Consider the following 12,515-nt stretch of genomic DNA (forward strand, 5'->3'; position numbering starts at 1 on the left):
GGTTTAAGACGGTATCTACATGTTGGATTTTCTTTGCTTTCTGACAGATTTTCGTAGGGTGGGCACGTGCTTTTTGTGCCCACGCGATGACTATACAATTGGGTCATGCACTGTTACCAATTTGGTGCCATCCGGAAACGTCGCCTCCACCTGTACGTCGGGAATCATTTCCGCCACGCCGTCCATCACGTCGTTGCGGGTCAATAAGGTTCGCCCGTAACTCATGAGTTCGGCGACGCTCTGGCCGTCGCGGGCACCTTCCATGATCGCGGCGGAGATATAGGCCACGGCTTCCGGGTAGTTGAGTTTCAAGCCTCTGGCTTTGCGGCGCTCGGCGAGGAGGGCGGCAGTGAAGAGGAGTAGTTTGTCTTTTTCTCTGGGGGTTAATTGCATAGTCGTTTCGTTAATGTGACGTTTTCGTAGGGTGGGCACGCTTTATCGTGCCCACGCGTGTTTCCAATTTGCAGTAGCCAACCGTCGGCGTTAAGCTATCGTACACTTTTTCGTACAACAGGAGCATCAATGGACGCCATCAGTTACAGCGCCGCTCGTGCCAATTTGGCTAAAACCATGGACAAGGTTTGCGCCGACCATGCCCCGATCATCATCACCCGCAAAAGCGAATCCCCGGTGGTAATGCTGTCTCTGGAAGACTACCAAGCCATGGAGGAAACCGCCTATCTATTACGCTCGCCAGCCAACGCCCGCCGCTTGCTGGAATCCATCGCCGAGCTGGAATCCGGCCAAGGCACGGAGCGCGAATTAATCGAGTGAAAATCACCTTTTCCTCCGATGCCTGGAACAGCTATCTGTACTGGCAAGCCACCGACCAGGCCATTCTTAAACGTATCAACCAACTGATCAAGGAAATCCAGCGCCAGCCCTTCGAGGGCATCGGTAAGCCGGAACCTTTGAAACACGGCTTGTCCGGCTATTGGTCGCGGCGGATCAACGATGAGCATCGGACTGTCTATAAAGTTGCCGGGGATACATTGTTGATTGCGCAGTTGCGGTTTCATTATGAATATTGAGTTTGTTTTGTGTCGCTATCTCGACGGGTTTATTTAATGTCGGTTCGCGGACCGACAACCGCGATACTTTTCTTTGCTTGTCCAAAGAAAAGTATCCAAAAGAAACGACACCCCATGCCGCTTGTATCCTGCGCTCCGAAGGGTTTGAACGGGGTTTTCGGAAGGGCTATCCATAGCCCTCCGAAAACGAGCGGCATCCCTGCCGCTCCCCTGCGGGCTGATCCGTCCAAACCCTCCGGTGCTCGGCGCGGCATCAGGGGGAGAAAAACCATTCTGGAATTTAAAGTTTTAAAACAAACCCTGCATAGCCCATTACGCTGTGATAATGGGACCTACGCGGGTTACGATTCTAACTTGCGGACTTCAATGAAAATTACTACACCAACAATTTGTATCAGTAGCAGTTCCGGTTGAACAAGAAACATATTGACCAATTTGGGGGCCCTTAGCAATCTGTGCTCCTACGCATGTTCCTGTGGCTCCCCATTGGCTGCCAGCGCAGAAAAGCTCGCAAGATACAGAACCATTGTTACCGCCTTTAGCAAAAATTTGTCCATCTAAGGTGCGAATATTTTGCACTTTTTGAGACAAAACCTGGATGTCTGAGATGCTTCTATTAACTTTCGTATCAATGGCAGAGAGCGAATTTATTATCGAATCAACAGTGCCTATTGGAATCCCATCTCTTGTGTAACCCTGCCAAGGTAATGTAAGTGGTTGGCTAGATGCGTCATCTTTTCTAACTACACTTACATAGCCTTTTTTCGACTGATCGGTTCTTGAACATTCAAGAACTGCAGTAGACCCTGAAACCATTTTAAGTGATTTGTCTGAATTTCCATCCCAGGTACATGTAATACCGTTCGATGTTGAATAAATTAAAGTAGTACTTGAGGCGTGTGTGTTTTGCGATGTAAAAGCAACAGACATGGAGAACTGATCAGGCAAAATACTCGCCAAATTCACGTTAAACTTTAAATCCTGTTGGGTCATTTTGAGGCATTGTTCATAGGCTCCATAAGCATTGGGGGAAATCGATTCAATGTATTGTCGGTAAACATCCTTTCGAGCTGAATAGTTATTGGAAGCAGAACAGTACTTGCTTGCTACCTCGTCTACTGATGCATTTGAATTACCATAACTTGCCGAAAGAAATTTATAACTTGCTCCAAAATTTGTATTTGAAGAGTGACCAGACGAACGTGCATACTCGTTGCAAAAATTAGCTGCATGCTGATCAACTGAATCTTTGTCAGAGACTGTTGTTGTGACAATTTTAGATAGTGCAATAACAGTTTCACATTCTTGCGCGTAAACAATATTTGCAATTGAAAATAAAGCAAGTAAACCAAAAGTTTTCATTATTAACTCCTTTTGAAATGGAATGGCTGAACAAATTGAAGCACATCGTTCGCGACAGATGTGCTTCCTATGTTAAACGCTATGTTCAGACTTATAAAATCTCCAGATTATTATTGTTTCCACGAAGGCTTAATCCCCTGATGCCGCGCCGAGCACCGAAGGGTTTGTGCGGATCAGCCCGCAGGGGAGCGGCAGGGATGCCGCTCGTTTTCGGAGGGCTATGGATAGCCCTTCCGAAAACCCCGTTCAAACCCTTCGGAGCGCAGGATACAAGCGGCATGGGGTGGCTTTTTCTTTGGATACTTTCTTTTGGCCAAGCAAAAGAAAGTATCTCGGCTGTCGGGCCGAGACCCGACATTAAAATAAAGCCGTCGCAATAGCGACACCGAATGCTCAATCCGTTCATGGTCCGACAAGCTCACCACGAACGGCTTAACCGGCATACCACCAAAACTATTAGGTCGCCCAAATCCTAGGCGCACAAACCGCCTTACCAACAACATCCCCCCTCACCAATCCCCAAACAGCTTCAAAAAACGATTTCAACAAATCCGCCCTAAGATCCAAGCCCCGACAAATCAACAAACCCTCAATTGAAGTCACCCCGCGATTAGCCTCATCCCCAATCAATTTCTGTACCGCCGCCAACTGCAAAGCCGAAGCGGGATAAACAAACATCGTCCCGCAGGCCGAATGCCCGAACAAACCCCAGCGGGCCTGAAACGCTTCGGCATCCAGGCGCAAGCGTTCCAGGTAAAACAAACGCCCGGCGCGGCTGATGCGCCAATTCAAGGTTGCGGCGCCGTTGGCAAAGCCTTCGCCGGCAGCCGGGCGGCCTAGAGCCAAGATTTCCCAGCCGATGAAGCGGGCGTGATCGGCCAACTCGATATGCATGCTCGAATTTAAGCGCGCGCCTTCGTAAACGATGGTTTCCTGTGGCAACCATTCCAGGCTGGCGTGTTCTGAAACCTTGAGATTGACGGTTTGCCGGGCTTCGCCGCCTTCGCTGCGGTAAAACTTGCCGGCGGCGGGCGTGGTGATGAGTGCTTGGGCTGTGGTGTCGACAGCGGCAGTAATGCTCAGCTTATCGCCTGCCACTACGCCGCCGGGCGGATGCAGCAGATAGACGTGGCAGACTCCGCCTTCCGGATAGAAGGGCCGCTGCACGGTCAATGGCCCATGGTGCTCGCTGCTAGCCAAGACGGTTTTGTCGCCGCGTTGGCTAAAGCCCAGCCTTAACTCGGCCTCCCATGCTGCTGGCTCTGAGGTGGCAACGGGAACGGATGAAGCGGCGAGGTTTGCGGGCATGGATGAGCGGTGGCGTTATCAGTTTTTGGATTTCGGCGTGATCGCCGATTTTTCCGACAACAGTGGTGGCTCAGACTTTTGAGCGTGCCGTTGCCGGGCGATGTGCAATATAACCGGGCCGAACACGAATCCCAAAATTAATACACTGATCAATAATGCCGGCAGATCGGGGATTTCGAAAAAGGGATGCAGGATGGCTTGGGTTAACTGTATCAGGTTGCCGCCTGCCATCACGGCTTCGTAACTGCCATGCGCCTCGCTCCGCATCGACCAAACCAATAACAATGCCCCGACCGCCAGCCAATATTGTTCGGATTTCATGCCTATTTCTCCGTGATCCCGCTGTGAGTTTGAATGATGGCCGATGCCCGTTTTTGCCCAAGCCCCTTTTTTGAAAAGGGGCTTGGTTGGGTCACACCGTCAAATATCGCTTCACCATATCGTCCGCCAATTCGTCCATCGCCCCGACCGCCACATGCCGGCCGCGGTCCATGATGCAGAATTGATTGGCCACCTTGCGGGCGAAGGGCAGTTTTTGCTCGACCAACAACACCGTCACGCCAAGCTCCTTGTGGATACGGTCGATGGCTTGGTGGATTTCGCCGGTTTCCGGTTTGGGCATTGGGGTGGCAATACCGCGCGATTTGTTCAGGCGAATGATCACATCGCCGATTTCGCTGACAATATTGGGCTGAATGCCTTCGGTGGGTTCGTCCAAAATCAGCAGGCGCGGGTTTATTACCAGCGCGCGGCCAATCGCCAATTGCTGTTGCTGGCCGCCGGACAGGTCGCCGCCCCGGCGCTTCAGCATTTGTTTTAGTACTGGAAAAATCTCGAAAATACTGTCCGGGACTTTTTTGATGCCGTGTTTGTTGGCGGCGCGCAGGCCGGTTTTCAGGTTTTCTTCTACGGTTAATAGCGGAAAGATTTCCCGGCCTTGCGGTACGTAACCGATGCCCATTTCCGCACGGGATTCGGCTTTGGCCTTGGCCAATTCCACCCCGTCGAATTGAATGCTGCCGTCTGCCACTGGCAGCAAGCCCATGATGGCTTTGAGCAGTGTGGTTTTGCCGACGCCGTTGCGGCCCATCAGGCAGACGCAGGAACCGGCGGGTACGCTCAAATCCAGGTCCCATAGGGTGTGGCTGGCGCCATAGTATTGTTGCAATGCGCTGATATTTAACATCATCCCCCCAGGTAAACTTGGATCACGCGTGGATCGTTTTGGACTTCGTCCATGCTGCCTTCGGTCAGCACAGAGCCTTCGTGCAACACCGTGACTTTGCGGGCGATGCTGCGCACGAATTCCATGTCGTGCTCGACGACGACGATGGAATGTTTGCCTTGCAAGGACAGCAATAGTTCGGCGGTGCGTTCCACTTCTTGATGGGTCATGCCGGCGATGGGTTCGTCGACCAACATCACTTTTGGGTCCTGCATCAGCAGCATGCCGATTTCCAGCCATTGCTTCTGGCCGTGCGACAGGGCACCAGCCAGTTGCCGCTGTTGAGCGGGCAGGGCGATGGTTTGCAACACATCATGGATGCGGTCGCGCTGCTCGCTGTTGAGTTTGTGAAACAGCGTCGGCCAGGTGCGTTTGTCGGTTTTCAAGGCCAGTTCCAGGTTCTCGAACACGGTCAAGGCATCGAACACGCTGGGCTTTTGAAACTTGCGGCAGATACCGGCCTGGGCGATGGCTGGTTCGTCCAGTTCCAGCAAGTCGATGGTTTGGCCGAAGAACACTGAGCCGCTGTCGGGCTTGGTTTTGCCGGTGATGACGTCCATCAGCGTGGTCTTGCCGGCACCGTTAGGGCCGATCAGGCAGCGCAGTTCGCCGTCGTCGATGTACAACGACAGATGGTTCAGCGCGCGGAAGCCATCGAAACTGACGCTGACGTCTTCCATGTACAGAATCGGGCCGTGGCGGGCGTCGATTTCCCCGACCAGCGGCAAGCTGGCGCCGCCTTCGGTGGTGGTTGCAGCCGAGATCATCATGCCGGTTGTCCTCCGGTAGCGTTAAGAGTGGGTTTGGGTTTAATCCGCCGGCGCAACAGGCCGACGATGCCGTCGGGCATCAACAGCGTGACCAAAATGAAGGCGCCGCCCAGGCAAAACAGCCAGGCATCCGGCATCAATCCGGTCAATACGGTTTTGGCGTAGTTGACCAGCACCGCGCCGATGATCGCGCCATATAAAGTGCCGCGACCGCCGACCGCCACCCAGATGACGATTTCCAGCGAGTTGAGCGGCGAGAATTCGCTGGGGTTGATGATGCCGACCTGCGGCACGTACAGCGCGCCGGCCAGCCCGGCCAGCATGGCCGCGAACACGAACACCCAGAGTTTGAACAATTCCACCCGGTAACCTAGAAAGCGCACCCGCGATTCTTGGTCGCGAATGGCGGTGACGACCCGGCCCAATTTGCTATTCACGATCCAGCGACAGAGCAGCAGGGCACCGATCAGGCTCAGGCCGGTCATTAGTAACAATACCGAACGGACGGCTTCGGATTGGATATTGAAGCCCAGGATGTCTTTGAAATCCGTCAGTCCATTATTGCCGCCGAAACCCATTTCGTTGCGGAAGAAAGCCAGTAACAGCGCGTAAGTCAACGCTTGGGTGATGATGGATAAGTAAACGCCGGTCACCCGCGACCGAAACGCCAGCCATCCGAACACGAAGGCCAGCAAACCTGGGGCGAGGAATACCATCAACATCGCAAATCCGAAATTCTCGAAGCCGTACCAATACCAAGGCAGTTCGGTCCAGTTCAGGAACACCATGAAGTCGGGTAGTTCGGCATTGCCGTAAACACCACGGGTACCGATCTGCCGCATCAAATACATGCCCATCGCGTAGCCGCCCAGCGCGAAGAATGCGCCTTGACCCAAGACCAGAATGCCGGCGTATCCCCAGACCATATCGAGTGATAAGCCGAGGAGGGCGAAGGTGAGATATTTGCCGATCAGGGAGACTGAGTAGGCCGAAAAGTGAAGGGCCGAGTCTTCGGGGAAGATTAGGTTGCAGAGGGGGATTAGTAGTGTGACCGATGCTAACGCGGTTAGGACGGTGCTGTAGGTTTTGTCTTGAGTCAGATTGCTTATATTCATTTGACTACCGTTGTTTGGTGTCGCTATCGCGACGACTTAATTTTGATGTCGGTTCTCGGACCGACAGCCGAGACACTTTTCTTTGCTCCGCCAAAGAAAAGTGTCCAAAAGAAAGGCGGCCCGGATGCCGCTTATATCCTGCGCGCCGAAGTTTTTATCGAGGGTCGGCAGAAGGGGCTTCCCTGCCCCTCCGCCGCCGTGCGGCATCCCTGCCGCACCCCTTCAGGCTATTCTCGATAAAAACTTCGGTGCTCGGCGCGGCATACGGGGTTAAAACCATCAGCCGCCCAAATGTGCGTAGGGTGGGCAACTTTGCCCACCGTTGGCTGCTATTCCGCGTGGGCACTTAATCGTGCCCACCCTACGACTGAGTCTCAAGCTAGTCGGAAAGGATGGGCCGACCACCTTAATTTTCGTGGCGGGGTTAGTCCCGTTATTTCGCCCCGAGCATCGCAGCTCTTGTGCCCCGTGGGTATTTGGCGAGATCAGCCCGCAGGGGAGCGGCAGGGATGCCGCTCGTTTTCGGAGGGGCTGGGAAGCCCCTTCCGAAAACCCTCGCCAAAAGCGACAAATTTGCCTGGAGCAAATTTGAACAGCCGATAGGCTGGCCCGCAGGGCGAAAACCATGGATGGTTTTCGTAAAAGCCAGGATTAAGGCGGAATGTCGGGTGGCCTTTTCTTTGGATACTTTCTTTTGGCCAAACAAAAGAAAGTATCTCGGTTGTCGGGCCGACAAATCGGCAGGATTGCCGATTTGCATGCATAGCACCCGCAGGGCGAAACACATGGATGTGTTTCGTGAACCCGACTTCTAAACAACCCGTCGCGGTAGCGACACAACAAAAACCAAAGCCATCAAATAATCCAAAAGCCTTCGTGTTGGGTTACGCTTCGCTAACCCAACCTACGCGAGTCACATTAAGACTCGGCAGCTCTCCCTTTCTGCGGAAACAACCCCCTCGGCTTTTTCTGAATAAACAAAATAATAAACACCAGCACTAAAATCTTCGCCAACACCGCCCCGGCATAAGGCTCCAATACCTTATTGGCAATCCCCAACGAAAACCCGGCCACCAAGGTGCCGAACAAATTGCCGACCCCACCAAACACCACGACCATGAACGAATCGACGATGTATGCTTGGCCAAGATTCGGCCCGACGTTGGTGATCTGGCTCAAGGCCACCCCGGCCACGCCGGCGATGCCGGAGCCCAAGCCGAAGGTCATCGCATCGACTCGCGACGTGGGGATGCCCATTGCCCTGGCCATGCCGCGATTTTGGGCGACGGCCCGGACTTCCAGACCCAGTTTGGTGCGCTTCAAGATTTGCAGCAGTGCGGTGAACACCAACAGGCAGAAGATCAGGATGTAGAAGCGGTTCCAGGTCAGCGATAAAAAGTCGTTGATCTGCCAGGAGCCGCTCATCCAATCCGGCGTCGAGACGCTGCGGTTCAGCGGCGAGAAGATCGAGCGCACCGCTTGTTGCAGGAACAGGCTGACACCGAAGGTCGCCAACAGGGTTTCCAACGGCCGGCCGTACAGGAAGCGTATGATGCCGCGTTCGATGGCTATGCCGACCAGCGCAGCGACCAAAAAGGCCATCGGAATCGACAGAATCAAAGCGGTGCCCAGGTTATTCGGCAGCAGTTGCTGCATCACGTAAGTGGTGTAAGCGCCCAACATCATCAGTTCGCCGTGGGCCATGTTGATGATGCCCATCACGCCAAAGGTAATCGCCAAACCGATGGCGGCCAGCACCAGCACCGCGCCCAGGCTCAGGCCGAAGAACACGGTTTCGATGGCGGCGTAAGCTTGCATCCGGCCGCGGATTTTGATTAGCGCCGCTTCGGCCAGATTGCGGATGTCGCTGTCGGCTTCGACGAAATTGCCCTCGGCGTCTTTTTCGGTCAAGGCTTGCAGCTTGTTGACGGCGTCCTGGCTATCCAATTCCTTCAAGGTCGTGATTGCATTGATGCGCTGGCTTTTGTCCGGGCTGTTGATGTCCTGCAGCAATAGTACGGCGCGGATCGCGGCGACGATTTCGGCGTCGGCTTCGTGGTCCAGGTGGTCCTTCAACAGCGCCAAGGCCTTGTCGTCGACGTTTTTGGCCATGGCTTGCACGGCGCCGAGGCGCACGGCCGGGTCGGCGTGGTTCAGTTGCAACTGGCCGATGGCTTTGCGCAGCAGCGTGCGCAGTTTATTGTTCAGATTGATCTTGCCGACCGCGCCGCGCTCGAGCTCGCCGAGGCTGGCGCCGCTGATCGGGTCGGTCAGGCTGTAGCCGGTTTGGGTTTCCTGGCCGATGGCCAGCTTGGCTTCGGCTTTCAGTTCGAACAGCTTGCCGTCCTGCAAGGCCTGCAGCAGTTTCAGATTGGCGCTGTCGGTGGCCAGTTGTTCCACCGCTTGCTCCCGCTCGGACATGCTGCCTTGGCGCAGCAAGTCCAGCGGGTTGCCGGTTTCGTCGGCCAGTGCCGGCCGGGCGGCCATAGCCGCGGCGGCAATCAGCAGGACGAGTCCGGTTCTGATTAGCCAGCCGGATCGATCTACTGCACTGGTTCCGTTCGAGCCGGGCAGCGCGGAAAGGCCGGCGACAGGTTCAGGACGGGCGGTATTCAAAAAAACGAGTTCGAAAAGCCGTTTAAAAACGCCGCGGGTTTCGATTCCGGTCTGAGTAGAAGTAGTAGTCATCATGCTCAAGAGGCTGTTTTTGGGGGAACGGTCGGCCGGGCGTAAACCGGGCGGCGTTTTTAAACGGGTTCTAAAACGGTGGCTTTGCATCGTAATTCCTGTCGGGGGCGAAGCCCGCGACTTCCGTGTCGCGCGCCTCGCGGGGATAACATCCGCTGTTAGTAGTTCTGTCCTGAACACTTCTTGGTTTTGGTGTTGTAGTTGCCGCAATTGATCGGTGCGGTCCAGTCGGCGATGATCGGTTTGCTGTCCGGCAGGAAGTCGGACCAGGCGTCGCCGTCGACGACTTTGTTGGTTTGCCATACGGTGGCGAATTGGCCGTCTTCCTGGATTTCGCCGATCAGCACCGGTTTGCTGATGTGGTGGTTGGGCAGCATTTTCGCGGTGCCGCCGGTCAGGTTGGGGAATTCGACGCCGATGATGGCTTTTTGCACCGCGTCGGGATCGGTGGTGCCGGCTTTCTCGACCGCTTTCACCCACATGTTGAAGCCGATGTAGTGCGCTTCCATCGGATCGTTGGTCACGCGTTTCGGATTCTTGATGTAGTCCTTCCATTGCTGGATGAAGGCCGCGTTTTTGGTGGTGTCTACGCTCATGAAGTAGTTCCAGGCTGCCAAATGGCCGACCAGCGGTTTGGTATCCATGCCGGACAGTTCCTCTTCGCCGACCGAGAACGCGACGACCGGAATGTCTTCAGCTTTAATGCCTTGGTTGCCCAATTCTTTATAGAACGGGACGTTGGCGTCGCCGTTGATGGTCGAAACCACCGCGGTTTTCTTGCCGGCCGAGCCGAATTTTTTGATGTCGGCGACGATGCTTTGCCAGTCGGAATGGCCGAACGGGGTGTAGTTGATCATGATGTCCGCCGGTTTAACGCCTTTGGCTTTCAAGTACGCTTCCAGGATTTTGTTGGTGGTGCGCGGATAGACGTAGTCGGTACCGGCCAACACCCAACGTTGCACTTTCAGATCGTTCATCAAGTAATCGACCGCCGGAATCGCTTGTTGGTTAGGCGCGGCGCCGGTGTAGAACACGTTTTTGGAAGACTCTTCGCCTTCGTATTGCACCGGGTAGAACAGGATGCTGTTCAGCTCTTCGATCACCGGCAATACCGATTTCCGGGAAACGGAGGTCCAGCAGCCGAAGATGGCCGAGACTTTGTCCTTGGTGATCAGCTCGCGGGCTTTTTCCGCAAATAACGGCCAGTTGGAGGCCGGGTCGACCACCACCGCTTCCAGTTTCTTGCCGAGCAGACCGCCTTTTTTGTTTTGCTCGTCGATCAGCATCAGTATGGTGTCTTTCAGCGTGGTTTCCGAGATCGCCATGGTGCCGGACAGCGAATGCAGTACGCCGACCTTGATGGTGTCTTCGGCCTGGGCCGAGCCGGCGGCGCCGAACAGCGCGGTGGAGAGTGCTGCGGCGGTCGCCAGTTTGCGGAAGGAAATGCTCAGTCTTTTCATTGTAGTAGTCCTATGTCAGGAAGAAATCGTGGGCGATGGTGGCCCGTTTGCTTGCTAGGTAGGGTGGGCACGCAGTGCCCACGCGTGAAGGTTTCTGCTTCGCGTGGGCACCTATTCGGTGCCCACCCTACGGTTTGTCAGGTTGGCGTAAATGTGGCTATGCCACCGTCATTAAATTTGCCACTGGAAGCCGACCATCATCTGGCTGACGTCGTCGCCGGTGGCGGTGGATTTGTAGTTGATGCCCTTGGTTAACAGGTCGCCGTATTGGTAGCTGGCGAAAATTTTGGCGTTGTGGCCGTCGATGATGTAGTTGACGCCGGCTTCATACACCTCGCGGGTGGAACTGGTGCTGGGGGAGACGTTGACGTAGCGCAGGAACGGTTGGAACTGGCCGATACCGATCTTTTGCGGAAACAGGTACATGCCGCTGACGTCGTAAGCATTTCCTTCGAACATCGAGAATTGGGTTGACCGGTCGGTTCCCTCGCTATCGCGGACTGATTGGTTGTATGCGTTGCCGGAAATCCCGTAGTTTTTGTACTCGCCATTGAAGGTCACGACGCCGCCGCCGGGCAATACTTTTTCCATCAACAGATCGACCGTGGTGCCCCGAAAACTACCTGCTGCCGCAGGAATCGCCGGATCGGCTCCACTGGCCGCGGTAAATCCACGGCCGGCGCCGTCTTCCTGATATTGGTTGGAGATGCCGACGGTCAGGATGTCGCCGCCTTTGCCGTAATAGGTGCCGGAGGTGTAATAGCCTGGGTTCTTCTCGACTTCCCAAAAGTTATAAGCGACGCGTTGCCCATAGAGAATATTGTGGTCGACGTTAGCGCCGCCGCGTAAGCCGCGGAAAAAACCGGCGGCGTATTGCAAGCGACCGTCGAATGCCGCACCCCAGAAGGTGACACCGTCGTCGCGGCCGAAGGAACCGGCCGAGGTGCCGTCGGATTTGATGACCAAGTTGTAATCCGAGGGTTCGAACGGGGTACCGGCGGAGAAGATGTTATAAACGGCGCTGTAGAACGGACCGTTCATTTCGCGGCGTTCGGCCGGGACCAGCATCCGGCCCACCCACAAGTTGGCGTAAGGATTGACCTCGAATTTGCCGATCGCGTCCAGTACCCGCACCTCGCCGCCGTTGCCGCAGGTTTGGCAGTCGGTGTTGAATTCCACTTTCAGGTATTTATGGATTTGGCCGTTGATATACAAACGGATGTTGTCCAGGTTGAAATCGTTGCTCCATTTTTCCGCGCCGGCACCGGCGGCACTTTCCTGAGCGCGGAAACTGGTGCGCAAACCGGCGCCGACGCTGACCCATTTGGTGTCGTCGATCTTGAAGGTGGCGCCGGCTGTCGCTTCCGGCGCCTGGCTCAGGCCGATGGCACCCAAGGCCATACCGCTCAGCAAGCCGATGGCCCGGCTGCCGGTTTTTTGTCGATTAAAACCCGTCATTTGCATTCCCCTATCTAGTTAAAACTTGCCAGAGCCGGCGGCCGTGGCGCTCGTAAACTTCGGGGAAATTTTTAAATTTTGCGCGGTCCTGCCACAAT

General features: G+C 55.0%; 12 protein-coding genes. 2 read left to right on the forward strand and 10 right to left on the reverse strand.

Features of this window, described 5'->3' with window-relative positions; genetic code table 11:
* Nucleotides 1-90 precede the first annotated feature (90 nt).
* Complete coding sequence (gene ureA / locus C2U68_RS08875; protein WP_140912134.1) at nt 91-393, reverse strand: urease subunit gamma; 303 nt, start codon at nt 391-393, stop codon at nt 91-93.
* A gap of 129 nt (nt 394-522) precedes the next feature.
* Between ureA and C2U68_RS08880 the strand changes: the two genes are divergently transcribed.
* Nucleotides 523-774, forward strand: coding sequence for a type II toxin-antitoxin system Phd/YefM family antitoxin (locus tag C2U68_RS08880; RefSeq protein ID WP_071155240.1), 252 nt, complete (start codon nt 523-525; stop codon nt 772-774).
* The gene (locus C2U68_RS08885) at nt 771-1,031 is read left to right on the forward strand and encodes a Txe/YoeB family addiction module toxin (protein ID WP_140912135.1); all 261 of its coding nucleotides are present in this window, start codon (nt 771-773) and stop codon (nt 1,029-1,031) included. Before C2U68_RS08880 ends, C2U68_RS08885 begins: the two co-directional genes overlap by 4 nt.
* Before the next feature lie 363 nt (nt 1,032-1,394).
* Here C2U68_RS08885 and C2U68_RS08890 read toward each other — a convergent pair whose 3' ends face one another.
* The 9 genes from C2U68_RS08890 to C2U68_RS08945 form a co-directional block, all read right to left on the reverse strand.
* Nucleotides 1,395-2,393 carry a hypothetical protein gene (locus C2U68_RS08890; protein ID WP_140912136.1) on the reverse strand — a complete coding sequence of 333 codons (999 nt, stop codon included), beginning with the start codon at nt 2,391-2,393 and terminating at the stop codon, nt 1,395-1,397.
* Between the two features lie 456 nt (nt 2,394-2,849).
* Entirely contained in the window at nt 2,850-3,701 is an 852-nt protein-coding gene (locus C2U68_RS08900; RefSeq protein WP_140912137.1) for an urease accessory protein UreD, read from the reverse strand.
* A gap of 18 nt (nt 3,702-3,719) precedes the next feature.
* Complete coding sequence (locus tag C2U68_RS08905) at nt 3,720-4,022, reverse strand: hypothetical protein (RefSeq protein ID WP_140912138.1); 303 nt, start codon at nt 4,020-4,022, stop codon at nt 3,720-3,722.
* A gap of 91 nt (nt 4,023-4,113) precedes the next feature.
* Nucleotides 4,114-4,887, reverse strand: a complete 774-nt coding sequence (locus C2U68_RS08910) for an ABC transporter ATP-binding protein (protein ID WP_140912183.1) — start codon at nt 4,885-4,887, stop codon at nt 4,114-4,116.
* The gene (urtD, locus tag C2U68_RS08915; RefSeq protein WP_140912139.1) at nt 4,887-5,696 is read right to left on the reverse strand and encodes an urea ABC transporter ATP-binding protein UrtD; all 810 of its coding nucleotides are present in this window, start codon (nt 5,694-5,696) and stop codon (nt 4,887-4,889) included. The genes C2U68_RS08910 and urtD overlap by 1 nt, the downstream gene beginning before the upstream one ends.
* Nucleotides 5,693-6,811 carry an urea ABC transporter permease subunit UrtC gene (gene urtC, locus C2U68_RS08920; RefSeq protein WP_140912140.1) on the reverse strand — a complete coding sequence of 373 codons (1,119 nt, stop codon included), beginning with the start codon at nt 6,809-6,811 and terminating at the stop codon, nt 5,693-5,695. Before urtC ends, urtD begins: the two co-directional genes overlap by 4 nt.
* Before the next feature lie 918 nt (nt 6,812-7,729).
* Nucleotides 7,730-9,316 (reverse strand): urea ABC transporter permease subunit UrtB, encoded by a 1,587-nt coding sequence (urtB, locus tag C2U68_RS08935; protein ID WP_260839276.1) that lies wholly within the window; start codon nt 9,314-9,316, stop codon nt 7,730-7,732.
* 341 nt (nt 9,317-9,657) lie between these two features.
* Nucleotides 9,658-10,959 (reverse strand): urea ABC transporter substrate-binding protein, encoded by a 1,302-nt coding sequence (gene urtA / locus C2U68_RS08940; RefSeq protein ID WP_140912141.1) that lies wholly within the window; start codon nt 10,957-10,959, stop codon nt 9,658-9,660.
* Between the two features lie 171 nt (nt 10,960-11,130).
* Entirely contained in the window at nt 11,131-12,423 is a 1,293-nt protein-coding gene (locus C2U68_RS08945; RefSeq protein ID WP_140912142.1) for a hypothetical protein, read from the reverse strand.
* Between the last annotated feature and the right edge of the window lie 92 nt (nt 12,424-12,515).

Source organism: Methylomonas koyamae (assembly GCF_006483455.1).
Taxonomy (GTDB): domain Bacteria; phylum Pseudomonadota; class Gammaproteobacteria; order Methylococcales; family Methylomonadaceae; genus Methylomonas; species Methylomonas koyamae_B.